Annotated in this window: 20 protein-coding genes and 6 pseudogenes; 14 read left to right on the top strand and 12 right to left on the bottom strand. The window is 51.9% G+C overall.

The annotated features are described in order from the left end of the window. Positions 1–277 precede the first annotated feature (277 nt). From tnpA to tnpC (ACM1ZW_RS19985), 3 genes are all read left to right on the top strand, one after another. Complete coding sequence (gene tnpA / locus ACM1ZW_RS19995) at positions 278–595, top strand: IS66-like element accessory protein TnpA (protein ID WP_095194878.1); 318 nt, start codon at positions 278–280, stop codon at positions 593–595. Further along, the gene (tnpB, locus tag ACM1ZW_RS19990) at positions 592–927 is read left to right on the top strand and encodes an IS66 family insertion sequence element accessory protein TnpB (protein WP_170948673.1); all 336 of its coding nucleotides are present in this window, start codon (positions 592–594) and stop codon (positions 925–927) included. The genes tnpA and tnpB overlap by 4 nt, the downstream gene beginning before the upstream one ends. A gap of 61 nt (positions 928–988) precedes the next feature. Continuing rightward, positions 989–2,518: an IS66 family transposase gene (gene tnpC, locus ACM1ZW_RS19985; RefSeq protein ID WP_095194879.1), complete on the top strand. Its 1,530-nt coding sequence runs from the start codon at positions 989–991 to the stop codon at positions 2,516–2,518. Positions 2,519–2,532: 14 nt separating this feature from the next. Here tnpC (ACM1ZW_RS19985) and ACM1ZW_RS19980 read toward each other — a convergent pair whose 3' ends face one another. Further along, positions 2,533–3,408, bottom strand: coding sequence for a LysR family transcriptional regulator (locus ACM1ZW_RS19980; RefSeq protein WP_095194880.1), 876 nt, complete (start codon positions 3,406–3,408; stop codon positions 2,533–2,535). A gap of 97 nt (positions 3,409–3,505) precedes the next feature. Between ACM1ZW_RS19980 and ACM1ZW_RS19975 the strand changes: the two genes are divergently transcribed. Then, complete coding sequence (locus tag ACM1ZW_RS19975; protein WP_416739133.1) at positions 3,506–4,006, top strand: lactoylglutathione lyase family protein; 501 nt, start codon at positions 3,506–3,508, stop codon at positions 4,004–4,006. A gap of 541 nt (positions 4,007–4,547) precedes the next feature. Further along, a pseudogene (locus ACM1ZW_RS19970) lies at positions 4,548–5,207 on the top strand (efflux RND transporter permease subunit); the annotation flags it as partial. Between the two features lie 178 nt (positions 5,208–5,385). Here the strand turns inward: ACM1ZW_RS19970 and ACM1ZW_RS19965 are convergent. The 6 genes and pseudogenes from ACM1ZW_RS19965 to ACM1ZW_RS19940 form a co-directional block, all read right to left on the bottom strand. Further along, positions 5,386–5,847: a cupin domain-containing protein gene (locus ACM1ZW_RS19965; protein ID WP_416739132.1), complete on the bottom strand. Its 462-nt coding sequence runs from the start codon at positions 5,845–5,847 to the stop codon at positions 5,386–5,388. 957 nt (positions 5,848–6,804) lie between these two features. Beyond that, a pseudogene (locus ACM1ZW_RS19960) lies at positions 6,805–7,535 on the bottom strand (helix-turn-helix domain-containing protein). Between the two features lie 208 nt (positions 7,536–7,743). After that, positions 7,744–7,878 (bottom strand): transposase domain-containing protein, encoded by a 135-nt coding sequence (locus tag ACM1ZW_RS19955; RefSeq protein WP_416739131.1) that lies wholly within the window; start codon positions 7,876–7,878, stop codon positions 7,744–7,746. A 45-nt stretch (positions 7,879–7,923) separates the two neighbouring features. Next, positions 7,924–8,702: pseudogene (gene tnpC / locus ACM1ZW_RS19950) on the bottom strand (IS66 family transposase). Positions 8,703–9,202: 500 nt separating this feature from the next. After that, the gene (locus tag ACM1ZW_RS19945; RefSeq protein WP_416739130.1) at positions 9,203–9,796 is read right to left on the bottom strand and encodes a hypothetical protein; all 594 of its coding nucleotides are present in this window, start codon (positions 9,794–9,796) and stop codon (positions 9,203–9,205) included. A 618-nt stretch (positions 9,797–10,414) separates the two neighbouring features. Further along, a complete protein-coding gene (locus tag ACM1ZW_RS19940) occupies positions 10,415–11,626 on the bottom strand; it encodes a multidrug effflux MFS transporter (protein WP_416739129.1) in 1,212 nt (403 codons plus the stop codon). An 882-nt stretch (positions 11,627–12,508) separates the two neighbouring features. Here ACM1ZW_RS19940 and ACM1ZW_RS19935 point away from each other — a divergent pair. After that, complete coding sequence (locus tag ACM1ZW_RS19935; protein ID WP_416740824.1) at positions 12,509–12,772, top strand: DUF2790 domain-containing protein; 264 nt, start codon at positions 12,509–12,511, stop codon at positions 12,770–12,772. Positions 12,773–12,787: 15 nt separating this feature from the next. Here the strand turns inward: ACM1ZW_RS19935 and ACM1ZW_RS19930 are convergent. The 3 genes and pseudogenes from ACM1ZW_RS19930 to ACM1ZW_RS19920 form a co-directional block, all read right to left on the bottom strand. Beyond that, positions 12,788–13,446: pseudogene (locus ACM1ZW_RS19930) on the bottom strand (ATP-binding protein); the annotation flags it as partial. 34 nt (positions 13,447–13,480) lie between these two features. Then, positions 13,481–14,655, bottom strand: a pseudogene (locus ACM1ZW_RS19925) (Mu transposase domain-containing protein). A gap of 93 nt (positions 14,656–14,748) precedes the next feature. After that, positions 14,749–15,378 (bottom strand): ferric reductase-like transmembrane domain-containing protein, encoded by a 630-nt coding sequence (locus ACM1ZW_RS19920; RefSeq protein ID WP_416739128.1) that lies wholly within the window; start codon positions 15,376–15,378, stop codon positions 14,749–14,751. A gap of 1,297 nt (positions 15,379–16,675) precedes the next feature. Between ACM1ZW_RS19920 and ACM1ZW_RS19915 the strand changes: the two are divergent. Continuing rightward, positions 16,676–16,890 (top strand): annotated as a pseudogene (locus ACM1ZW_RS19915) (citrate transporter); the annotation flags it as partial. A gap of 382 nt (positions 16,891–17,272) precedes the next feature. Here ACM1ZW_RS19915 and ACM1ZW_RS19910 read toward each other — a convergent pair. Beyond that, positions 17,273–17,884, bottom strand: coding sequence for an antitoxin Xre/MbcA/ParS toxin-binding domain-containing protein (locus tag ACM1ZW_RS19910; protein ID WP_416739127.1), 612 nt, complete (start codon positions 17,882–17,884; stop codon positions 17,273–17,275). Positions 17,885–18,614: 730 nt separating this feature from the next. Next, positions 18,615–19,028: a hypothetical protein gene (locus ACM1ZW_RS19905; RefSeq protein ID WP_416739126.1), complete on the bottom strand. Its 414-nt coding sequence runs from the start codon at positions 19,026–19,028 to the stop codon at positions 18,615–18,617. A 711-nt stretch (positions 19,029–19,739) separates the two neighbouring features. Between ACM1ZW_RS19905 and ACM1ZW_RS19900 the strand changes: the two genes are divergently transcribed. The 7 genes from ACM1ZW_RS19900 to ACM1ZW_RS19870 all read left to right on the top strand — a co-directional run bounded on the left by ACM1ZW_RS19900 (position 19,740) and on the right by ACM1ZW_RS19870 (position 24,015). Continuing rightward, positions 19,740–19,964, top strand: a complete 225-nt coding sequence (locus tag ACM1ZW_RS19900) for a hypothetical protein (protein WP_416739125.1) — start codon at positions 19,740–19,742, stop codon at positions 19,962–19,964. A gap of 96 nt (positions 19,965–20,060) precedes the next feature. Next, complete coding sequence (locus tag ACM1ZW_RS19895; RefSeq protein WP_416739124.1) at positions 20,061–20,501, top strand: LexA family protein; 441 nt, start codon at positions 20,061–20,063, stop codon at positions 20,499–20,501. Then, on the top strand, positions 20,498–20,689 hold the full coding sequence (locus ACM1ZW_RS19890; RefSeq protein ID WP_416739123.1) for a hypothetical protein: 192 nt from the start codon (positions 20,498–20,500) through the stop codon (positions 20,687–20,689). The genes ACM1ZW_RS19895 and ACM1ZW_RS19890 overlap by 4 nt, the downstream gene beginning before the upstream one ends. Further along, the gene (umuC, locus tag ACM1ZW_RS19885) at positions 20,686–21,957 is read left to right on the top strand and encodes a translesion error-prone DNA polymerase V subunit UmuC (RefSeq protein ID WP_416739122.1); all 1,272 of its coding nucleotides are present in this window, start codon (positions 20,686–20,688) and stop codon (positions 21,955–21,957) included. Before ACM1ZW_RS19890 ends, umuC begins: the two co-directional genes overlap by 4 nt. Beyond that, positions 21,954–22,448 (top strand): hypothetical protein, encoded by a 495-nt coding sequence (locus tag ACM1ZW_RS19880; RefSeq protein ID WP_416739121.1) that lies wholly within the window; start codon positions 21,954–21,956, stop codon positions 22,446–22,448. Before umuC ends, ACM1ZW_RS19880 begins: the two co-directional genes overlap by 4 nt. A 561-nt stretch (positions 22,449–23,009) precedes the next feature. After that, positions 23,010–23,528: a hypothetical protein gene (locus tag ACM1ZW_RS19875; RefSeq protein WP_205892822.1), complete on the top strand. Its 519-nt coding sequence runs from the start codon at positions 23,010–23,012 to the stop codon at positions 23,526–23,528. A 124-nt stretch (positions 23,529–23,652) separates the two neighbouring features. Continuing rightward, a complete protein-coding gene (locus tag ACM1ZW_RS19870; protein ID WP_416739120.1) occupies positions 23,653–24,015 on the top strand; it encodes a hypothetical protein in 363 nt (120 codons plus the stop codon). The last annotated feature ends 114 nt before the right edge of the window (positions 24,016–24,129 follow it).

Raw genomic sequence — 24,129 nt, 5'->3', positions numbered from 1 at the left:
TCCACATCGCCGCCAGTGGACCCATTCAAAACATGTGTGCGGGGTGAGCGAATGCTCTTACCTGAAGAGTGCATGCCACTTAAGTACGCCATAGCATCGCTCAGGCGAGAAGCCCCTGAGGTGCTAAAAGCCATTGTGAAAGCCTTCAACTCGTTCGACCCGCATGCTCAGTTCAACGTAAGCGTCCAGCCAAGTCACCTTCCTAATTCCCGCATTAAGGGCGATGGTGTCCGCGTATTTTTAAGCGGACGCGATAGCCCTTATCGCCGGGATTTCCATGCGCCAACGAAGCTCTTACCCCAAATCGTTCAAGGCCCAAGTTGTTCGGGAGTGCCAGCAACCCGGTGCGACCGTCTCCAGGGTTGCCATTCGCCACGGCATCAACGCCAACGTCATTCGCAAATGGCTGCCGCTTTATCGCGATCAACTGCCAGCTGCGTTGCCAGCGTTCGTTCCTGCGAGGGTTACGCCTAAACGACCGGCTGAAGCAGCGGTGATTATCGAGCTACCGCTTGGCGAGCAATCGATCACGGTTAAATGGCCGGCCTCCGATCCTGAAGGATGCGCCTGCTTTATCCGTGGGCTCGCCCAGTGATCCGCATCGATACTATCTGGCTCGCCACCGAGCCGATGGACATGCGAGCCGGTACCGATACCGCGTTGGCGCGTGTGGTGTCCGTGTTCGGTGCGGCGAAGCCGCACTGCGCCTATCTCTTCGCCAATCGCCGCGCCAACCGCATAAAAGTCCTGGTGCATGACGGCGTGGGTATCTGGCTGGCCGCGCGGCGATTAAACCAGGGCAAGTTTCAATGGCCAGGCATCCGGCACGGCTCGGAAGTCGAACTCGACGCTGAGCAACTTCAGGCTTTGTTACTGGGGCTGCCCTGGCAGCGGGTCGGCGCAGCCGGCGCGATCACAGTGCTGTAGAGCCGGCCATTAGCCCATTGGTGTATCTGCGCTGACGGCCTGCTCTGGCACAATCAGCGGTATGACTTTCTCGCCCAATCTCGACCAACTGACACCTGAGCAACTGCGTGCGCTCGCCGCGCAGTTGCTCACGCAGGTCGACGTGATGGGCAAAAAGATCCACCGTGATCAAACCATCATCGAGCAGCTTACCCACGAAATCGCATGGTTCAGACGGCATAAGTTTGCCAAGCGCAGTGAGCAACTGAGCCCTGACCAGGGCAGCCTGCTTGATGACCTGCTCGATACCGACATCGCCGCTATCGAGGAGGAGTTGAAAGCCGTCAATCCCCAGGCTGCTCCAGCCGAACCCCGCCAACAGCCCAAGCGCACACAGCTGCCTGCGCAATTTCCACGCACCTTGATCCGTCACGAGCCGGAGAGCACAAAGTGCGTCTGCGGCTGCCAGCTACAACGCATCGGCGAAGACGTCAGCGAAAAACTGGATTACACGCCGGGCGTATTCACCGTCGAACAGCACGTGCGTGGCAAATGGGCCTGTCGCCAGTGCGAAACGCTGATCCAGGCCCCTGTGCCGGCCCAGGTGATCGACAAGGGTATCCCCACTGCCGGCCTCCTAGCTCATGTGATGGTGGCCAAGTTCGCCGACCACCTGCCGCTGTACCGGCAAGAGAAAATTTTCGGCCGTGCCGGCCTAGCCATCGCTCGCTCGACACTGGCTCAGTGGATCGGACAGACCGGCGTGCAGCTCCAGCCTCTGGTCGATGCCCTCCGCGAAGCCGTGCTGGCCCAGCGCGTAATTCACGCCGATGAAACCCCGGTGCCAATGCTCGCACCAGGCGAGAAGAAAACCCATCGGGCTTACGTCTGGGCCTACTGCACGTCGCCCTTCGCCAATCTGAAGGCCGTGGTGTACGACTTCAGCCCCAGTCGTGCTGGCGAGAATGCACGCAATTTTCTTGGTCAGTGGAATGGCAAGCTGGTCTGCGATGACTTCGCCGGCTACAAGGCCAGCTTCGACCAAGGCATCGTCGAAATTGGCTGCATGGCCCACGCCCGCCGCAAGTTCTTCGATCTTCACGCGGCGAACAAAAGCCAGTTGGCCGAACAGGCATTGCACGCGATGGGCGGCTTGTACGAAATCGAACGGCAAGCACGGGATATGAGCGATGAAGAGCGCTGGCGAATACGGCAGGAAAAGGCTTCACCGATCCTCAACGCGCTGCATGACTGGATGCTAGCCCAGCGTGATCTTGTGCCTAATGGATCAGCAACGGCAAAAGCTCTGGATTACAGCCTCAAACGCTGGGTAGCTCTGACGCGCTACCTGGAGGATGGAACGGTGCCTATCGACAACAACCAAGTCGAGAACCAGATTCGGCCATGGGCTCTTGGACGCTCGAACTGGTTGTTTGCCGGCTCGCTGCGCAGCGGCAAACGCGCGGCGGCGATCATGAGCCTGATCCAGTCGGCGCGGATGAATGGGCATGATCCGTATGCCTATCTCAAGGGCATACTGTCGAGACTGCCAACGCAGAAGGTCAGTTCATTGTCTGAACTTCTACCGCACAACTGGAGACCTACTTGCTAGGAGTAGTTCCTCGGTCACAGACTTTTAATCTGCGTCCTCAGTTTTTGAACGACCAACTCTGCCCTAGTAGATAGTGGCCATTCGGCGCGATGTATCAGCCATAGAGTGTCCTCGACTAATCGTGGCCCCTCGATAACCTGGATACTTTCTGGGCGTTGAAACGCCAAGCGTGCATAGCGCGGTAATACCGTAAAACCTAACCCTCGCGCAACTGGCTCAAGGATCAGACCAATCTGGTTGGTAAAGCCACGACAGGGAAGACTGCCGATGCCTGATTCCTCAGGGTAGTAACGGCTGAGCAGACGACTACCCATGGCGCGGCCATCAGGATGATCGATGAAGCCTATGCGTCTCAGATCGTCCCAACCTTCGATTCGCTCTGAGGCGGGTGCGATTAGCTCCAGTGGCTCCTCGGTGAAGCGACTCACGCAAAGACGCGGGTCGTCAGGCTTAAGAGTCACCAATCCCAACTCGAAGCGATTATCCAGCACTGCTTCGAGCACCTCTGTATCCGGGGCAAAACGTTGTCGAATGATCAGGCCGGGATTTGCCTGCTGCAAGTTCAACAGCATGGGGTAGAGGGCCAGTCCGATACTGCCAGGACAAATCAAACCAATCTCTCCACGCGTGTCTTCATGCGCCGTTAAGCGGTTATGCAGTCGCTGGTCGGCAGCACTAACCTCTTCGCAATACTCCAGGAGCGCACGCCCTGCGGGTGTGAGTTCGATCTGTCGAGGGCGGCGTATCAGCAATTGGCCGAGCCGCTCCTCAAGCTTCTGTATATGTTGACTGACAGCGGCCTGGGTCAGGTCGAGGTACTCGGCGCAGCGTGTGAAATTACCCTGTTCGATCAGGGCGGAGAAAGTGCGCAGCCATTGTGGATTAAGCATAACAATATCTTATCAAGGCCATAACTTGGCGATGGTTTTCATTATGACAAGTCCTTCCTAGACTAGCCACATCACCAACGCTCAAGAGGTACAAATTATGTCATTCGTCTACCCACGCAGCTTTTCTCATCTCGGCCTATCTGTCACTGATCTAGGCGCCGCTGTGAAGTTCTACACAGAGGTCATGGGCTGGTATCTGATCATGCCGCCGACCACGATCACTGAAGACGAATCAGCTATCGGAATCATGTGTACCGATGTATTTGGTGCCGGCTGGGGTTCGTTCCGTATTGCACACCTGTCCACAGGTGATCGGATCGGTGTAGAAATCTTTGAGTTTCGCAATGCCGAAAAGCCGCAGAACAACTTCGAATACTGGAAGACCGGTATCTTCCACTTCTGCGTCCAAGATCCAGACGTCGAGGGACTGGCCGCCAAGGTTGTTGCTGCTGGCGGCAAGCAGCGCATGCCTGTACGCGAGTATTTTCCTGGCGAGAAGCCGTACCGCATGGTCTATATGGAAGATCCCTTTGGTAACATTTTGGAAATCTATAGCCACAGCTACGAGCTGATTTATTCGGCTGGTGCTTACAAGTAACGGCTAGCGGCCCAGGCCCAGAGGGCCTGGGCCGCATCATATCCAGTGCCACTCGCTGTGTTGCTCACGCAACAGGTCAACTCTCAGAGAGGTGTGATTACCGCTCGCTTACAGTTCAACTGCAATACCATTGATGCTTCGGAGTGTGGAAAACCATCCCAGTCTTCGCCATAGTTTATGGGCAGTTGGGGCGTACCTGGATATTGCGGTGAACAGATACGCATAGGTCCTAATCGAGACCGAGGTGGGCGTCCTTAAGTCTCAGCATGTGAAGATAAATCGAGAATGGCTGCTCGCTAAGCGGGAGTAAGTGTGCCCTCCTACCTGAGGTAGCAAAAGCAATAGCCCTCAGGTCATATGGCTCAAATAGGGCCACCATTACTCCGATAAGGCATCAGCTTGAAGATCAAACTCCAGGCACCGCCCGAGCAGCGCAAGCTAAAAATCTGTATAGAAAGGTCGAGTCGATCACCGACTTGGCCGGCAACAAGATCTACATTGCCGGAAATGCCAAAGCATTTCCAAAGCAGCCCAAGCAACTAACCAGATCACCCTCGGCACAGTGGCGAAGGTCAAAGTCACGGACGGTCCACCGATGCTCAAGAGCGAGAACGCGCGGCCCTCTGGTTGGGTGTACATCGACGTGCGTGGCCGGGACATTGCCTCGGTAGTCGCCGATCTGCGTCGGGTCATCAGTGAGCAGGTCAAGTTGCAGCCAGGCATGAGTCTGAGTTACTCAGGGCAGTTCGAATTTCTGGAACGGGCCAACGCGCGACTCAAACTGGTGGTGCCTGCCACGCTGTTAATCATCTTCGTGTTGCTCTACCTGACATTTGCCTGTTTCGATGAGGCATTGCTGATCATGGCCACGCTGCCATTCGCAGTGACTGGCGGGGCATGGTTTCTCTATCTGTTGGGCTTCAATCTGTCGGTCGCCACTGGCGTCGGCTTTATCGCATTGGCCGGTGTTTCTGCCGAGTTTGGCGTGATCATGCTGCTCTATGTGAAGAACGCTTGGGCCGAACGTGAAGACCTCGGCAACAGTACTGAGCGCGGTCTGGTGGCGGCGATTCGCGAAGGAGCTGTGCAGCGTGTTCGACCCAAGGCCATGACTGTGGCTGTCATCATTGCCGGTCTGTTACCCATCCTGCTAGGCAGTGGCACTGGCAGCGAGGTGATGAGCTGCATCGCCGCGCCTATGCGCGTGATCCTTGGCGTGGCGTAGGGATGATTGGCGTTCAGCCAGCGCCTTACCCTTTATAAGCATGCATACTAGTAATGAAGGCCAACGATGACGCGGGCGGTCTGAATGCCCGCGTTGCACTGGCGATTTTTTACGAGCAGGCTAGCTTTCAAAAAGGAAGCACGCGCTTTTGGGTTTATTTTTTCAGGATCAGCAAAGGAGTGTCCTTCTTGACAATGTACGTCGCCAGTTCCGAAGCCTTGTCCTTACCGATGTTCGTCGCCTGGTGCACGGTGCCTGCCGGGATGTATAAGGATTCGCCGGCATGGAGGACCACGTTCGGCTGGCCTTCAAGTTCGTACTCGAACGTGCCCGAGAGGACGTGAGCGACTTCAACGCCAGGGTGGGAGTGTCTCGGCGAAACGACGCCCGGATCGAAATCGACGATCACCTGAATAACTTCGCGACCTTTCACATCCAAATCGTGTTTTAAAAGATCGGTACGCTTTATTCCTGCCTGCCAACTTTTGGCTTGGCCCGCGTCAGCAGCTGTCTGGGTATCCTGAGCGAGGGACAGGCCGGCAAAAGCAGTCAGCGCTGCCGTCGCGAGGGTGAAGCCAAGTAGGCGGGCGACTTTGGTTTTGTTATGTCTGGACATCGTAATTCTCCAATGAGCGCGGATAAAGGCGCGGGGGCTTTATGAGCAGTGCCTTTGTAAGACAGCCTCATTAAGCGGCGGCGATGTATCGCGTTGGTGTCCCACTGGAGCGGTTTTTGTATGCGTAAGTAGCTGTTGGCGACCTAGATACGTTGGGATACAGCGTTTAACAGAAGATGTACTGAATTCTGTGTAAACGGCGTTGCTGTTAATTCTGCAAAAGCCGGTCTTTAAACTGGATGCTGAAAAGACGTAAGCGTCCGGCCAATACGCCTTCCTGCCCCCCTGCGCTCAGGACGATGCTGAACATCAATTTAAGTAGACACCTTTTCTAGCCCATCAAGCGGATTGCCGTGCAACAACGATACTTTTACCTAAAATCCTTAAAACTCAAGTCGTCCAGAAATGTTTGCAGTGATGTGCGTCTGTCGCAAACGTCCGAAGCGGGCCACGGCATCAACGTCAATCTGGTGAGTAAATCGATACCGTTTTACCGCGACCTTGACGGAAGAACCTGCGATTCAGAATCTTAGTACCGAGCACATATGTCCGTATCTCCCTCTTGCTTGATCAACGGGGCAAAGGCGGTAGCGTGAATGCGAGCTTGCTGGAGCGCTTTTGACTCACATAGGGATGGGATCTAGAGCTTCCATAAGATTAGCTTTTGAAGGGTTTATAAATATTCGTCAAATTCGGATTACCCGCGTCAATGTTCATATTTGCACAGGCGCTCTCAGCTACTGTCCTGTCTTGAAATCCATGCGCCAACCGGACTTTCTCCTGATTGTCGTAGATGTCAAAACCACCTCGGTGGGTTTCAGAGTAGTGCTTGATACCTGAACGATAGGATCGCTCTTCGACTTGAACAGCAGAAATAAGGACGAATCTGGGCGGCATTATTGGTGTCCCTTAGGAAGAGTTTCAGTGTAAACGCTTGGTAAACGCATCTTCCTAAACTCAGGCTTTTCGATGATGGCCTGCGATTAAATACCTTAGACCCTCAATATTCAAAATTCTGACGTCACGGCCAACTATTTCGGCTAATGCATGATTTCGGAAATGAGCAAAGCACCGAAAAATGGTTTCCAGGCGCAGTCCTAAGTAGGAACCAATATCACCACTGCTCATTTTCAGCACGAAATTCGTGGATGAATTACCCAGAGTGCTAAACTGTTGGGATAGGTTTAGAAGAAAGTCTGCCAGCCGCTCGTTTGAATTAAGGTTGCCTATCAGAAACATCATATGCTGATCGCGTACGATCTCACGAATCAGGAGTTTACTCAGGTTATGTTGTATAGCTGGCAGATCCTGCGCGAGTTTCTCCAGTCGCAGAAAATGACTTCACTGTCCTCCAGAGCCAGTGCATCACAGCCGTAGTAACCGGTACTGATGGCTTCCAAGTCAAGCATGTCACCCGGTATTTGAAAGCCCATGATCTGATTATGCCCATCAACTGACATCATGCTGGTCTTGAATGTGCCAACACGGACTGCATATAACGAGCGCAACGGATCGCCCATACGGTACAAAGCTGAGCCCTTTCTAACCCTAATCCGTTCGATTATTAAAGTGTTTAGACGCTCAAGATCCTGGCTATTCAGGTCAATCGACAGACACAATTTTGAAGCACTGCGACTAAGGCACGAGGCCTTGGGATATTGGCTTTGAAAAAGTGCCGTTTCATACATCGCACAAGCCCTCACTTCAGATGTCTCAGCATAGGCGTTGTGCGTAGGGATTAATGTTTTATCCCGTTTTTTGAGGGATTAATCGACGAAGTGGAAAGGCTCGATCTGGCGAGATGTATCGATTTCTCTAGAAAATCTTTACGATTGAGCATGCGCGTTACAGAATCCTAGTGCCGAATGCGTATGGCCGAATACCACACTTGCTTGATTAAAACGAAGCCCACCGATGAGGGAGCAGTTCATTGACCTCACTCGCCGGCTGCGTCGGCAGGCGCGTGAGAACGTCATTCAAGTAGGCATACGGTTCATGCCCGTTGAGCCGCGCCGACTGGATCAGACTCATGATCGCCGCCGTACGTTTACCGCTACGTAATGAGCCAGCGAACAGTCAATTCGAGCGCCCAAGAGCCCATGACCGGATTTGATTCTCGCACCAGTTGTTATCGATGGGCACAGCACCGTCTTCGAGATAGCGCGTCAGCGCTATTCAGCGCTTGAGGCTGTAATCTAACGCCTTAGCGATGGCCGATCCCTCAGGCACAAGCTGCCTCTGGGCGGTCATCCAGGTATGCAGTGCGTCGATGATCGGCGCTGCTTTTTCCTCCCTTATTCGCTGCCGGACACCCGGCTCCAGTTCGCGTGCCTCTCGTTCAATTTCATACAAGGCTGCGATGTAGTGCAGCGCTTTTTCGGCGATCTGGCTCTTGTTGGTCGCGTGCAAGTCAAAGAACTTTCGGCGTGCATGGGCCATGCAGCCGATTTCTGTAACGCCCAGTTCAAAGCCTGCGTTGTAGCCAGCGAAGTCGTCGCAGACCAGCTTCCCCTTCCAGTGGCAGAGGAAATTTCGAGCATGTTCGCCAGCACGGCTCGGGCTGAAGTCGTAAACGACCGCCGCCAGATCGGAAAACTGACTGGTGGCATAGGCCCAGACGTAAGCACGATGAATTTTTTTCGCGCCAGGCGTCAGCATTTGTACCGGCGTTTCGTCAGCGTGGACGACGCAGTGCGTCAGCACGGCTTCGCGCTGCGCATTAACCAGCGCTGAGGTTGCACGCCGCAGTTGCCCACCCACTGCGCCAAGGTCGAACGGGCGATGGGCAGCACGGCGCGGCCAAAGATTTTCTCTTGGAGATACAGCGGCAGATGGTCGGCGAACTTGGCCACCATGATGTGGGCCAGCAAGCCCGCTGTCGGGATGCCTTTGTCGATGACGTGCGCCGGTACCGGCGCCTGAATCAGCGTTTCGCACCGTTCGCAGGCCCATTTTCCACGGATGTGGCGCTCGACTACACGCCCGGCGCATTCACCGTCGAACGCCCTGACACGTCTGCCGATGCAGCGGGCGAGTGAAATTGACGAGTTGCTGCCGCATATCCCAAGCAATGACTGATTCAGTGCGCTTGCTTTGTAATTTTCGACACTTATGATTTTCATATTCAAGGCTTCAAAAAGTGTGATTAGGACCGTTAACCAAAAAAACCAGTGCGGTATGCGTTGAGATTGGAGACAGCGTGCTTTTTGTTTCCCGTTTGGGGCTTCTAAACGTCTCGTATTAATGCAGAGCATCTTTATTCATCAACAGGTTTTGGAGGATTGATCATTCGTTTCTAGTTAACCAAAAAAAAAGCCTCCGCAAAAGGCGGAGGCGATATCACGAAAAAGCAATATTACTCTTTTGTCGAGAAGAGACCTTTTGGCAACTCTTTACCATTTTCGTTGTAAGCGGCCTTAACACTAATATAAGATTCCATTTCGTCGATATAGCCATCTTTATTAGTGTCTTTTTTTGCAAATACTGCTTGAGCGCCTGGTGCAACAACTAGGAACTCTGCAAGCGAGACTCGGGCATCATGATCGGTATCAATCGAATTGAAAATCGCGTCGCCACATTTGCCCTCACCGCATTTTCCTTCAGCGGTGGTTGCCTTCGAGGACTTGGCGTTGGTTTCACTGGAACCGCATTTGCCCTCGCCACATTTACCTTCCGAGGTTTTATCCGCAGCGGCTAGTTGATAACCTTGAGGCAATGCTTCCACTGCAAAGGCGGCGGATGACAAGCTAATGCCAGTCAGGGCAAGAGCTACCAAGCCGAGGCTTGTTTTATTCGAGAACGAGCGGGACATATTACTTCTCCGGATATTGTTGCGGGACCAAGCCGCGCAAGACATGCCAGAAAGAGAAAAACCTTCTAGAAGGCAAAGGTCGAAGCGGATGAAACCAGAGATCTCTGGCGGCATACACTCAACCACGTTCACTTCCACAGACAGATCTCATTTGGGCGAAACCATTTAGCCATAGCCGTGTATCCTTGATGTATCGCTAAAATAGGTTTATGTAACTCAATGTTTAATAGTTTCTTTGAGATACAATGCAATACATATATATAATTTCAGTTCCGCAAATTTTTTAATTAAGATTTTGGGTCTCTTCACCCAATGTGGCCTTTTGCCTCTGATCAGAGGTTAAGACAGATGGCAATTATCAGCTAAACTCGCAAAAATTCAATGACACGAATTTGCGTTATGCAGAGCAAACCACTGTAGACAAGTTGATATTGGCAGCAGGTAGAAGACTTTGCTTATGCTCGATTTATGTAGAGAGGTGCGCAGAGTAGAAAAAAGATAGTGAATAGCGCAATGACTGCGAAGCTGGCTTCCGGCTATAGTCATTAAGACTAGCAGGCAGTAAGACTACTCCAACCTTGAATAACGTAAGACGCAACGTGCCGCACTTTCACATACGGTTGTGACTTCAAAAAAAAATCCAGGGCCCGATTAAGTCTCCGGATTTTTTTGTGAACTATTGGACACCATTGCAAGCAGCAGGCTTAATCGTGCGGGTCGAACGACCTAGCTGAAATTGAACGCCACTGCTGAGTGTTACTCCGCAAGTGTGACCTTCGCAGCGGGCGCCTTGCGTGCGCGCATGATCCGGAAAGCTAAAAAACTGACCACTGCGAAGGCCGCATTCAGAGCGACCATTGGCAAGGCCGAGTCGTCCTGAAGTCGACTGAGTAGTAGGCCGGAAATAGTCGCGCCAGCCATCTGGGCAAAACCGATAAAACCCGCCGCCAACCCTGCGCGAGTCGGGTTTGGAATCACCGCACCAGCGACCGAACCCGGCAAGACCATGCCCGCGCCCAGAGTCAGCACCATCTGTGGCAGCATCAAGCCGAGCACTGATGGGCCGATAAGTTCATGGAGTACCAGGACCAGGCTGGCGCCAACCGCAACTAGGCTGGTGCCGATACCCACGATTTTTTCCGGACCGAGCTTCATGATCGTACGGTTGGTAAAAATCGCACCAGCGATCATCCCCGACACGATGCCGCCGAAAACCAGGCCATACTGGGTCGGGCTCAAGCCGAGTTGCCCAACGAATACCCGCGAGGAGCCGGCAATAAAGCAGAACATCGCGCCATAGGTGCAGGCAATGGCCATGGAAAAGCTGCGCAAGGATGAGCTTTTAAGTAACACAGCGTAGTTGCTTAAAAGCGTTTTCAACCGACCCGCCTGTGGGTCGCGTTGCAGATTGGTCTCCTTGAAGAACAGCGAGGCGATGAGCGCAAGTGCTCCAAACAATACGGTGGCGAACACAACCGCGCGCCAGCCTCCAGCGTGGGTAGCGATCAACCCGCCAAGCACCGGTGACAGCATGATCGCGCTGAGCATGCCAATCACGGTGATGGCCATTATTGGGCCCGCTTTCTCTTTCCAGACATCGCGCACGATGCTCCGCGCCACTACCAAAGCAGCGCAAGCACCCAGCCCCTGGAGCGCTCGGCCACCGATGAACTCGGCCATATTCCCTGCAAATGCCATCCATAGAGAAGCAAACACATAAATGGCGACCCCGGCGAGCAGCAACGGGCGGCGACCGATTCGGTCGGATAGCGGGCCTAAGAAAAGTTGCCCGAGACCAAAGACAGCGACAAACACTGATAAAGCCGCCAAGGAGGTACCCGGCGCGGCGTTAAGCCCCATCTCAAGGTCTCGCAGGCTAGGGATCAGCATTTGGGTAGAAATTTCACCTAGGCCGCAAAGCCCGATTAAGAGGGCAAGCAACACGCTGGAACGACTGGATTGTTTCATGGCTATTTCCAAGTGTCGTGAGGGAGGCACGCTCGATCTAAAGGGTTTCAGGCTCTCGTTACGGCTCACACCTGGTCGCAAGCGCAAGAAACACGCGGCATTATGATCATAATAATTTATCACTGTAAATATGACGGGTGTAATTTTATTTGCCATCTATCCCCTCAGAACTCCTAGGGCACCTTCGCATGCAGGACGGGTGATTAGCATTCCCAAGAGACAGGCTTAAGCGCTCTTGATCACGAACCATGAAGGTGGATCAGGTGACAATACATGGTGGCTGGCTAAGTAAAGTTACGCTGCTACGCTTGAATTGTCGGAGCTGCCGACAAAAGACGACATGTTCCGGTCAGCCGAAGTGTCCCGAGTGATTCGGGATAGATCAAACAGCCTACCGTTAACAACTCTGTCGACACCCATCCCACCGCCGATCGTGTCAAGCCGATTTAAGTCGCTTATGCACAACCAATGCATGTATTTACTCGCGAAGGAATCGAGAGAAGGGCGTGAGTTTTAGCGCGCTTCAATTAACACGCAGGCTGCGCCGAACCGCGCGCTCCTAGTCGATATGAGTCGTATAAGTTTTTTGATTGCCGCAAACCATTGCGCAGAGCGCCATACAGAGGTTTGATGTGCTCTACCCTCAGGCTTCAAGCGTAGCGATTATGTTTGTGCATAGAACACACTCAGCAGCGGGAAACTAACAATCATCACAAATCAACGATTTGTACCCCACTGTATCCAACGCCCGATTTGATACGTTTCACGTCAATCCGAGCAACTTTACGACACATCGCAGATACCTCAGGCCGGTTTAATGGATTCCATAGGGGCAAGACGACTTGCCTCACACAGACCCCATTGCTACCCGGAGAAATAATCGTGAATTGGTACAAACTCACTGCCGCCATTGCTCTCTCGGCTTTGAACCTGGCTGCGTTCGCGGCTCATGCCAATCCGCAAGAAGCGTCGCAGCCAACGGAACAGGCTGCGCACCTGGACATCAAAAAAGTGATCTCCATTGTAGATAACGACGACGGAAACTGTGGCATCGTCGATGCTCGCATGACCTACCTTGATTCCACCGGTAATCAGAAGGTTCTTGAATACCGCAAATTCGCAGGGTGCGATAACCAAGGGGGCTAATACGTTCAGTGCCGTCGATAATGGATCCAGCAGCGCAGTGGTAATCTTGGCGTCGCCAAACACACTCGACCATTCCGAAAAGCTTAGATTGGTGGTGATGACCACGCTGGCGTGTTCGTACAGCTTGGACGGCAGGTAAAATAGCAGAGCACCACCGCTCTGGCTGAAGGGCAAATACCCCGACTCATCGAGTATCACCAGATCTGTCCGAAGCAGCCCTTGAGCGATTCGGCCCGTCTTGCCTTCGTATTTTTCACGCTCCAACAAATTGACCTGATCCACCGTGGAATAGGAGCGCACTCGTTTGTAATGCGTCGTGATCCCGGATACGACCAAGGCGGTGGCCAGGTGTGTTTTGCCTGTTCCAGCCCCCCATGAACACCACATTCTGCGCGGTATGTGTGAACTCCAAGTTGGACAGATCCGTGACCAGTCGGGCGTCTGCGCTGGAAACGATGAAGTCGAAACCTGCCAAATCACGATGCATGGGGAGTTTGGCCATGTTCATCTGGTAGTTCACTGAGCGCACCGCCCGATCCGTATGTTCTTGGTGGAGAAGATGCTCAAGCAACCATTTCGACGAGGTCGTTGAGGATTCTCCTTGCGAAGCCAGTTCTTCCCAGGCGCTGGCCATGCAGATGCAGTTCTTTGAGTTCTGCCATAAGATCACGCATTGCGAATCTCCTCATCGGTGGTACGAAGCCGGCCTTAGCGGGCCATGTTGGCGACAGGCGCCACCTTGAGTTGAAGGCTGGTTTCGGCGGACGCAAGTGCTGCTGTCGATGTCAGTCGCGCCAGGACTTTCAGGATGTGGTCGGCGCTCAAGCTGCCTGATTCAAGTACCAACTCCACCGCCATCAACACGGGATCGAGCCCGGCGATGGGAACAGCAGCCAATACCTGCGTCATGACTCGGTCACCATTGCTGTGACTTCTAAGGCCGCGATTGAGAAGCAGCAACGGCTTCGGCAGATCGGCAAACGGAGCGCCAATGCAAAGCGCTCCCGACTTGCGTTCGATGAGCGGGATGTAATGCTGCCGGTCAAAACTGACCTGATCTCGATCAAAGAGGCGTTTGTGGCTGGCAATCAACGTTTCATCGGCGATGACTACAATCCGGGAAGGATACAGACGACTGCTGACCCACTGGCCGACCCGCTCGTAAGGCACCGAGTAGCGATTTCGCGCCACGCCGATCAAACAGCAACTGGAGACACCCGCACGGTGCGTTCGACGTAGCCGTCTAAGGCGGTGGGAATCGGCATCATCTCCATTCGTTCCAACTCCGGGACTTCTACCAGCCGTCTTCATGTTGTCTTAGATGCCGCGACGCGGCACTCCACCTAACGCGCCAAACGAGCGGGTGTTGGGCATCGAACAACATCTCGTGGCCTTGGCGGGGATACGCAACCAACCAAAATGCGCGACTGGCGCGCAGCTTCATGTGGGAGACCTGGATGCGTCGAAACAGGCCGCCAATCAGCAGACCTCTTCGCTCCAGTCGAATTCAAAGGCCTCACGAGTGCGAACGTCAACGGTACAAAGGTACGTCGAGACTTGCCTTGCTTACATCGTCACAAACGAATGAAGGCGGTGAGCTGGCTATAGCCACCCTCGTAACCCTCGACCTTGATCTGCATGAAGAGCGCTTTGGCGCTCCTGCGGTTGTGCTTTGCCCGAAACTAATCGGCCCTGAGCGCCTGCTCCAACGTCTGGTGAAATGGACTAGGTTTGTTGAAGGCTGCGCACCTCTGGTACGCCGGCTGAGTTGCTTCGGGCGCTCTGACACATTTTCGGATGGTGTTTCTCGACAGTCGGGTACGCTTGGTTATTTGATGCAGCGACAGCTTGTCGCGAAAATACAACAGCCGAATTTTGCCCATCATTTCCATACTGATAACCCTGTGTTCTCCTGCCCAAAAATTGAGCAGAAGTAGTTGAACACCTGGGTCAGTTTTCAGTCGGCAGAACAGCCTTTACTGGGTCAGTTTTCGGTCAGTGGCAACACGCTTGGCCTTTTGAGCGAGTTTTCCTATCACTCGGACGACGATGGCAGAAAACATGATGCCAAACGGCAGCACGTACCAAGCACTCAACGGTATGCGCTTGAAATTGGAGTAGGTGAAGACTGCTGCCAGCACCCACATCCCGCTGACGTGCAGAGCTTTCCAGGCTTTGCGGCCGATTAAACGCGTCGTCGTTTTGAATGAGGTCAAGGTCATCAATATTATGAATAAATAACCTATTGAACCCGGGATGTTGCCAACGGTGGTACGACCAGGCCAGAACTCCGGATTCAATTGACCATAGGTATAAATCAAGGCCGCATGCACGAGGTGGGAAAATGCAAAGGCTAGGCCGATGAAACGTCGTTCGCGTACTAGGGTTTTGGAGAGTGGCGAAGGTACCAAAACCGCGAATGCGGAGGCAGTGAAAGCGGCTAGGAACAGTGCAAAAGAGGTGCGTGCTGTGGCGCGGATCGCGGTACGAGTGGCTTCTATCAAATCAGGGTTAAATGCCAAGATCAGCGCAGTCATCAACAGGACAAGTAACGAGAGCAAGCCGAATAATGACCAGCCATGGTAGCGAGGTATTTGGGCGTTCATTGCAACACTCTTGAGATAGGGCCGAGCCTCGTTTGTTCGGTACTCGGCGAAGAGCAAAGTGTTTCAAGCGGGTGTGTTGACGATGTGTCCAAAACCTACCTCAGTGAATCACGATGTATACCGGGTGGGGTCAGATACATTTCAGTACAGACCTTGGACCATAGCTCGCGAACGTCCCTCGATAACTGCTGTGCACCCTCCAAGGATTTGCTTGAACACAACCTCTTCATGCTGAGCCTTCGTGAGATTAAGAAGCGTAGCTGTTTGCTTGTAGAGCTTGTTCAGGTCGGGGGTCGTCTCATGGTCGCTCGCTCCGGCCTCGTCAAGAATGTGTTTGCACACCAATTCCAGGAGCGTTCGAGCCATCGTGATAGCTCCCTCGGGATCTGTTGACCGCCCTTCAAGCGCCTTAGTCCAAGCGATACGAACGTGCTCAGCGTCAATGCGGTCCAGCGCCTCCGAGACAACGAGATCTGAAGGGTGCCCCCCACCCGATTCAGCGAAGTCAACAAGTGACCTAAACTCTTCCCAGATGAACTTCCTACTCTCGGCGTAGCTTGGAAATTTTGGCTGGATGCCCCCCTAAACTGGTCCAAATTCCTGTGACGACGCACCCACGCAGGAACGAGTGACGCCAACCGCCACATTCGTGGCGAATCAATCCAGGGATGCTTCGCGTGACCGACTGGAATACCTAGCAAAAATGATCACGGCAAAAAGAAAGGTCGCTTTTTTTGACTTTTGCACAAAAAGGTCAGGCGACAATTAGTTGAGAATGAGTCTCAATTTATGCGCTTGCATATCACAAACTGAGAATTATGCAAATTTATCTTGAAAAGCATTTTTTGTGCCAGTATTATGAATTTGTTGTTTTCAAACTCCCCCTAGCGGTTCTACAGTAAACTCTCAATTCATAGATACATGGTTATAGCGCTGGGTAAATTCTCTTACGAGCGAAGCGAGTAAGAGGATAGCGATCTCAATTATATTATATACGCGTGCGCGCGCGATATAATGAAGAGTCTTGGGATTGAGTTTTAGCCACCTTCGATAGTTACTCGGTCGAATCTCCTTTCCAAGTATCTAGAACGCCGCCACAGCAACACTAAGCGCTCCCACTGTAATCGGCTATTGTCGACTTCTAGAGTCTCTTATAATACGGCATAGAGACCTACAGAGGCACCGTTGATCGCACTCTGTGGAGGGGATATAGCAGTCCCCACACCCTGAAGTTTGATTTCTGATCGACTCGCTCGCAGGTAGCGCGTAAGCGTCCGACCAACTCACCTACCGAACTATCACCCACGCTGAAATTGGCCGTGCCTCGCTGGTAGGTCAACCTGTTCACCTTCTGAGTCACTTATGGCCTCGACCTACCTGCTCTGTGGCTTGGCAGGTGTGGAGTTCAGCGACCACCAGAAATACACAATGAAATGGGCGTTCGCGCTGAGCTTCCTCATCTTGCTCGCCTGTTTGTTGCTGGGCTTGTTTCCTCTGGCAGCTGGTGTTTAAGGGAAAGAGGAGAGCAGCAGGTATTACCGATGCAAGACAATGAGAAATCCCGAAAACAGAAATGTTTTCGGGATTTTTTGTGTCGCTATTAACGATCACTTTGGAGTCCGCATGCTTATCCATAATGTCATCGCCGCCGAATGCGTCGCACCGTTGATCCCTGAACAGCGCGGTGAAATTGTGCTGCGTCAGCTGGGCTAGCATCAGGTGCTGAGCGTTCATCAATTGATGGATGCTGGCAGTCATGGGTAATTCCCTTGGCTCATTTCCGCGTGGCGGGGGCACTATCGGGCCGCTGTGCGGAAATAGTCCAGAAGGTTACTCCTAACCTAAAGTAGATGGCTGGATCAGGTTTAGGTCAGAGGAACCATTCATAACTGCATCACGGAATGACGCCGTGCTCAAGTTGTGCGATGAGCGTCAAGATCTGGCGCTGGCCGCCCAAAGTTCCTACCAACGTCAATGGAATCGTATGTGCAAGCGCTGGTGCTGGCTCAGTCAACCAGCGGGCCGCAGCCTGGCCATCAAGTGCAAATAGCGCCAACACAGCGCCCAGCAACTCCCCCATTGGAGGAACTAGCAGCACGTTATTCTCCAACGTCAGGGGAGCCCCTTCATAGACAGTCGTACTTTCATGCGCCGGGCAACGCGTTTGCATCCAACCAAAAAGTGATACCGTCTTGCCAAGAGCGCCACATATTTCACAAACGTACGGTGATAGAGATTCCACCAGGTCCACCGCAGCAGCTGCATAGTCGCATCCCTGTCGGTAGTAAAAACGAAGCCCGCCAAATTTTTCTTTCACTTGCACAGCCAGAAATTGCTGAGTGCCATTGGTCTCAATGTCGTGCTGAATCAACTCACACGTACCATCGATAAGCGGGAACCAGCCATCACCGCATTCAAACCTGAAAATGCGCTGCCCTGCCGAGCTATTGACTGAAAAAATGTCCGGATATCGCGCGCGCAAAAGTGCATCGAGTGATTCTTGCATAGGTTTTTAGTAACCTCTTCTGGAAAATCAGTGGCGGTCATGAGGCACGATATCTACCTTCTCGTGGAAAGTTTCTTTCTTGAACGATGGGGCCTTAGCACACTAATTAAGCATCACCGCGCCAACTCATATACATCGTAGTGGTCTAATCCCAAGTTGCAACCGGTCTAGACTGTGAAAAAATTAAACACCGTATCGATATCTACGTAGCTATACAAGATCTGCCGGCGACTGGTTAATCCGTAGCGTGAAGATTTTCGCAAGTAAACGATTCACCACATTCAAACTATCAAGCCCCCTCTAAATTTTATCCCACAGGCAACATAACAGCCAAAATTTATGTTGAAGACGGAGAATAGGAGTTTCGCGAGATTCGCAAGAGTTACACAGCTGTGTAATCAGGGTGCTTTCAATGCCCGGTCTCCACCAGATTCGCAAGAGTTACACAGCTGTGTAATCAGGCCGCTTTCAATGCCCGGTCTCCACCAGATTCGCAAGAGTTACACAGCTGTGTAATCAGGCCGCTTTCAATGCCCGGTCTCCACCAGATTCGCAAGAGTTACACAGCTGTGTAATCAGGCCGCTTTCAATGCCCGGTCTCCACCAGATTCGCAAGAGTTACACAGCTGTGTAATCAGGCCGCTTTCAATGCCCGGTCTCCACCAGATTCGCAAGAGTTGTGCGAATAAGCAGAGTCTGGTAGTTCGCTGCAAGTCGACTCCCAATGGAGTTATTCATCTTCTGTTGCGTCACTGAACCAAATAGTATTGCCGAGCTGTCCTGACAGCTCCGATGGGTACGTCTGCCCATCCATCAACTCATAACCATAACGCTCACCCACCATATGAATGGCTTGAATGGGCTCCATCATCCAACGCCCTTTCTGGTTCAGACTAGGCGGTGATACCAGCTGAACCCTTCGAATAAACTTAACCGAGTTGTCCTTGGCAGACAGTCCGCTTAGGAACAGAGCATTGGGGATGAAGTATTGTTGTTGCGAAGAAACGCCGTCGACGACCGTTTCATAAGTCACAAAAAACCACTCATCGTTCGACGTCAGTATGACGTAGGCCCAACGGCGCACCCCCTCCTCGAATACAAAGAATGGAGTTGCTAGGCGGGCCTTCTCATGGGTCTCAAACATATTATTTCTCCAGACGAATAATCAATGCGCGATTTATATGACAATGCAAAGTTTTCAAACAATGGGGCGCATAAAAATTAGTCTTTTGCGAGTTCTTCTGGCTAGCGTCAATCATGCAGCTGAATCAAGTAGCCTGCTTAAATTCGAGCGGTAGATCATTTGTATTTTAAGAACCCGCAGATCATTCCCTTCCGATGATAGCGCTAGTCATAACACAGTTTCTTTTGAACAAATCCAGATGTAGCGTTTTTATCAACCACATCTATCCGGTGCAGATCGCCATGCCCAGATAACGATGCATATTTATATTCCCAAGAAACGACCGAAATCAACAATTTTTTATTTTTTTGAGCACACTCTTCTTCCATTCAAGCAGCTATAATTGACAACAACATTGGAGCGGTATATTTCCGATAATTCCGTATATCTGAAATATCGCCGACGCTACGTAGGCTATGTCCTTACTGAGCGCACAACATAAGCCTGCGCGATATCTTTATGGGTTACTACCCACAAACTAATAGCGCCAACAAACGCGGCGCGGTGCACCATCAAGCCTATCGATTAGGACGCGGTACTAGAACATTGCACCGCTGACAAGCTGAGTCGCCTCGATGATCTAGGGGGTTTTGGCAACAACCCATCCCGGCGTTGCCGAAGCTGGCCAGCGGGTTATAGTCTTGGATACTCTTCCTAGCGCAGGCTGCCGTCATGATCAAAGTCACGGTTGATTCAGAATTTCGAATTGAAATTCCGCAACACCTGCGCGATGCGTTTCCTGCTGGATGCGCTGTCAGCATCGAAGTAGATGCCGAGGGTCGTCTTCTCATCTATCCCCACAAATACTCGCTGGATGAACTGCTGGCTGATACGCCACCAGATTCAATCATCCGCGAATGGGAAGCCATGCCTCCGGTAGGAAAAGAATCGAAGTAAACGGTCGCTGCCAATCAGGTTACTCGTCTCAATGTTCTTGGCGATTGCGTAATCCATCTTATACTGTATAGATGTCCAGTATTCGCGCGTGATCCCATGAAAGCAATTGATGTCCGCCCTCTTGTTCCGTCTGATGAACCCGAGCTAATGCAGCAGCTCGGTCAACTAGCCTGTGGCTTTCCCTCACCAGGGCTCGATCACGAAGAACCTTCTTTGTCGCTCGATGAGCTTGTCGGCATGCGCGCACCCTCAATGTTCGTGGGCCGTGCAACTGGAAAATCGATGACGGGCAAAGGTATTTTCGACCGCGATTTTCTGATCATTAATCGAGCCCTGACGCCCGCCCAGGACGATGTGATCGTTGCGAGGATCGGGTCTGAATTCACAGTGAAAACGTACTGTGTCTCCAATGGTGTTCCATTCCTTCAGGCAGAAAATCCACTGTGTGCGCCGATCCGCTTGGGAGACAGCGAAGAGATCGAAGTTTGGGGTGTGGTCACGTTCAACCTACATCCTCTGCGGGGTGCATTTGCATGATTACTTTTCAGCAGCTTCTACAGATGAAGTGGTCCAGCGAGCAGCTGAAAATTTACATCGAGAACACGCTGACTGCTGAACAGATCATCGAGCTGAACAACCAGGGCGTCGAGCATCTCAACGCACTGAAATCGGAAATGGGTTGTCACCAACAGCTTGGCCTGCTCGAACACAAGGATGAGATATGAAGAGATTCGGCTTGGTCGATTGCCACTGTTTTTACGTGTCCGCTGAGCGTCTGTTTCGACCTGAACTGCTGGGAAAACCAGTCGTCGCGCTCTCAAATAACGACGGCTGTGCCGTATCTCGAAGCGACGAAGCCAAAGCCCTTGGCGTGAAGATGGGGCAGCCACATTTCGAGCTTCGCGACCTCATCGAACGGAAGGGTCTGATTTGCGTTTCCAGTAACTACGCTTTGTATCAAGACCTCTCCAACCGAGTGATGAATGTGCTGCGCCGAGAGGCCCCGCTGACCGAAGTCTACTCAATCGATGAGTCCTGGCTCGACCTGACGGGCATCCCTGATCGCGAGCTTGAAGCCTTTGGCAGACACCTTCGCGATGTTGTTTATAGAGAGGTCGGAATCCCTGTCGGCGTTGGCATTTCCACCACGAAATCACTCACCAAAATGGCCAACTGGGCGAGCAAAAGATGGAAGTCAAAAACGGGGGCGGTGGTCGATCTCGTTGATCCCCTCAAGCAAGAAAAGCTTCTCCGCTTTGCCGACGTAGGCGAGGTTTGGGGTATTGGTAGACAGCTCAATAAGCGCCTTCAGCTGATGAACATCAACAAGGCGTGGGATCTCGCAACGTTCGACAAAAAAACGATACGTAGGCATTTCAATATTAACGTCGAGAAGACGGCCCGTGAGTTGTCTGGTGAGTATTGCTACGGGCTGGAGGAAGACGTTACGCCCAAGCAGATGATTGCGTGTACGCGTAGCTTTAGCCAAAGAGTTACGACACAAGATGGCCTTCGCTCAGCAATCTCTACGTTTGTTGGCAACGCTTCGAGGAAGCTGAGGACGCAAAACCAGTACGCAGCGTGCGTCCAGGTGTTCATTCGGACGAGTCCTTTCGACACCAACGGGATGCCATATGCTCGGTCAGTCAGCATTCCTCTGGCGTATCCGAGCTTCGACACCCGAGATTTGCTGGAAGCTGCGCTGGCCGGATTGCAGCAAATTTTTGTGGAAGGTCCAAAATATGCCAAGGCTGGAGTCATTCTTTCCCAATTCTTCGACCCTGGCATGTTTACTGATGACCTCTTCGCTCCGCCGAAGCGCAAAAATAGCGAGCAGCTAATGGCCGTCCTCGACAGAATAAATCTGATTCATGGCCGGGGTGTTGTTAGATTTGCGAGCGAGCCAGCTGCCGCGCCCTGGTCCCTGAAGCAGCAGTTGCTTGGCAAAAATTACACAACGAGATGGGAAGATGTGATGCGAGTGAATGCATGAATCGAGTAATGGCAAATGAGCCAGATCTTCTGAATAAACTGCTGAACGAGCTGCAATACAAGCGCTCAAAATCGACCGGCTTGATCGACATCGAGCTTGTCAAAGGCTACGTCTCATCACCGAGGCTGGCCGACTTTCATGTGCGCGGTCATCACGGCACCGGGTTGGTAGCTGTAGGTGATACGTTCCTTGATGAAAGGACGATGCTTGCAGATCGGGCTCAAAAAACTTATGCCATTCCAATCCAGAAATGGAGCGACTTCATAGACGGTAAGGAGCTTCTCGTTGGTGATCCTGATTTCGGGGATTCGAACGTAACCCGCATCGAACTCTGGCCATTCGATCCTTCAGTGTTGTCGGAGCAACAGCTCATCTTGGCGGTTGCGATCAGCTATTCGCCACGCGAATGGTGTGCAGAAGAACGGATCGCTGGGGCTGTTGATCAACTCGTTCAACCCCTAGGCTTCTGCGTCTGCTGGGACAACCTTTGACCGGCTTCGTCGAATCTGGCCAAAGGGTTTTAGGGTTGCTGCCGATCGTTCTAATGAAAGCTAGGTAAACCGCTACAACCCTATCCGATATATCTACCCTGTCAAAAACGTCTCTATGCGAAATCAGCAGACCTAAAGTGCATGCGAAACAGCGGATTTCACGTAGCAGGCAACAATATCCAAAGCTTTTTTTTGTTAAACAAGGGGTCTGAACGTAAGTGACCACGGAACCGGCAAGTCGAGTACTACACGATGGCCGCCACGGGGGGGGCATCGCTACATCGTGATAGAAAGCTCTACACATCTTTCACCCCCACCCTTTTTCTCGCTTATGAAATACAATTATTTTTATCCATCTTGACTTTCCTAAAACCTCCGCCAGCCGGAGGTTATAGAATTTTCAATATATAAAAGCAAAAATATTCTAGTTGCATACAAATAAAGCTTTGTCATACTCGAAAACAAATAACGATCCAGCAAACACACATTTTATTATTAACAAATAAAATATTCAAAAAAATTCCACTAGATTAAACCCCACAAACCAATTAGAGGATAAATATGCATAGCTACATCACATTGGGCGTTGGCAGCTCTTACCCACTTGAAACCCCTTGCCATGAAGGCGCTGCGGCTCAATTTCTTGTAAAGCCAGGAAACATCTTGCAAGTAATGATGCCATCGATTATGAATTCAGAGCTATCCGCACTAAAAAAGGGGAAAATACGCTCTGGATTCATAACTCAAGGTAAAACAATTTTTATACTTTTTGAAATCGGCGACCTCCTGTTTGAGTGTCCGTTTAAGCCAAGCATAATTCCACAAGATCTCATTTCTATTCCTGACCTAACAAACGCAAATCAAAGAATGCTTGTGGATATGCACGTCATTGATACTGACACCAACAACCTCTGCGCTTTGCGCTCATTCACCTTGGCACCAGCTCTAACAGAAAAACTTATCGCCCAAGCGAAGAAAATAAGGGAGTCAGCAAACGTCACTTGTGAACTCCAAGATATCGTACATCAATCTCTTTTCAGCATGTTTAAGACTGCTAAACTATATAAATGTGGCGTGTAGTGCTTTTTAGACGATAACGTCTCTATGCGAAATCAACAGACCTAGGGGCCATGCGAAAACCCAGATTTCACGTAGCAGCCAACCATGTCCAAAGCTTTTATGTTGTCAAACAAGGGGGCTGAGTGTGGGTGATGATGAAGAAAAGCCGGTCGATCCACTTGCGTCAATTCGGCACATGCTGCCTAACATTGAATCCGAAGATAGCTGGCTCGGTGAGAACTATCGAGGCTGGCAAAGCTTTGCGAACGCCATAAAGGTTGCGAGCGCAGACTACGACTGTGAAATTGTTTGTAGGCCAGAGCAAGGCTTCCTGCGAGTCGATTGCTTTTTTGCCCCGCCGCACATCAAAACCCTCGGTTACGCCATAGAGGCTGCTACAAGCCATATTTGTCAGCGTTGTGGTGAATACCCTGCTGAAAAGGCGGTCGTTGATGGCTGGGTCTGGAAGCTCTGCCAGCGATGCATCAAGAAGAGCAAAACAGGCTGATTCTTATGCCCTGGGGACGTAACGGTGCGTCGGTTTTTCAGATGGTTGAAAATGCCAAATGAGCCTGCTCTCAGTGGATTTTCAGGAACAATTTGATAGCACATGCTGGGGTGT

The sequence above is a fragment of the Pseudomonas sp. NFX71 genome, assembly GCF_048079215.1.
Taxonomy (GTDB): domain Bacteria; phylum Pseudomonadota; class Gammaproteobacteria; order Pseudomonadales; family Pseudomonadaceae; genus Aquipseudomonas; species Aquipseudomonas fluorescens_B.
This window is presented reverse-complemented; position numbering and strand designations above follow the sequence as displayed.

What these genes read in the sequence shown, in the direction of transcription:
- ACM1ZW_RS19905 (WP_416739126.1), bottom strand. Translation starts at nt 19,028, where the DNA reads ATGTTTGAGACCCATGAGAAGGCCCGCCTAGCAACTCCATTCTTTGTA.
- ACM1ZW_RS19900 (WP_416739125.1), top strand. Translation starts at nt 19,740, where the DNA reads ATGATCAAAGTCACGGTTGATTCAGAATTTCGAATTGAAATTCCGCAA.
- ACM1ZW_RS19955 (WP_416739131.1), bottom strand. Translation starts at nt 7,878, where the DNA reads ATGAGTCTGATCCAGTCGGCGCGGCTCAACGGGCATGAACCGTATGCC.
- ACM1ZW_RS19910 (WP_416739127.1), bottom strand. Translation starts at nt 17,884, where the DNA reads ATGCAAGAATCACTCGATGCACTTTTGCGCGCGCGATATCCGGACATT.
- tnpA (WP_095194878.1), top strand. Translation starts at nt 278, where the DNA reads ATGCGCCAACGAAGCTCTTACCCCAAATCGTTCAAGGCCCAAGTTGTT.
- ACM1ZW_RS19965 (WP_416739132.1), bottom strand. Translation starts at nt 5,847, where the DNA reads ATGTCCAGACATAACAAAACCAAAGTCGCCCGCCTACTTGGCTTCACC.
- tnpC (WP_095194879.1), top strand. Translation starts at nt 989, where the DNA reads ATGACTTTCTCGCCCAATCTCGACCAACTGACACCTGAGCAACTGCGT.
- ACM1ZW_RS19940 (WP_416739129.1), bottom strand. Translation starts at nt 11,626, where the DNA reads ATGAAACAATCCAGTCGTTCCAGCGTGTTGCTTGCCCTCTTAATCGGG.
- ACM1ZW_RS19875 (WP_205892822.1), top strand. Translation starts at nt 23,010, where the DNA reads ATGCATAGCTACATCACATTGGGCGTTGGCAGCTCTTACCCACTTGAA.
- ACM1ZW_RS19920 (WP_416739128.1), bottom strand. Translation starts at nt 15,378, where the DNA reads ATGAACGCCCAAATACCTCGCTACCATGGCTGGTCATTATTCGGCTTG.
- ACM1ZW_RS19980 (WP_095194880.1), bottom strand. Translation starts at nt 3,408, where the DNA reads ATGCTTAATCCACAATGGCTGCGCACTTTCTCCGCCCTGATCGAACAG.
- ACM1ZW_RS19975 (WP_416739133.1), top strand. Translation starts at nt 3,506, where the DNA reads ATGTCATTCGTCTACCCACGCAGCTTTTCTCATCTCGGCCTATCTGTC.
- umuC (WP_416739122.1), top strand. Translation starts at nt 20,686, where the DNA reads ATGAAGAGATTCGGCTTGGTCGATTGCCACTGTTTTTACGTGTCCGCT.
- ACM1ZW_RS19895 (WP_416739124.1), top strand. Translation starts at nt 20,061, where the DNA reads ATGAAAGCAATTGATGTCCGCCCTCTTGTTCCGTCTGATGAACCCGAG.
- ACM1ZW_RS19890 (WP_416739123.1), top strand. Translation starts at nt 20,498, where the DNA reads ATGATTACTTTTCAGCAGCTTCTACAGATGAAGTGGTCCAGCGAGCAG.
- ACM1ZW_RS19880 (WP_416739121.1), top strand. Translation starts at nt 21,954, where the DNA reads ATGAATCGAGTAATGGCAAATGAGCCAGATCTTCTGAATAAACTGCTG.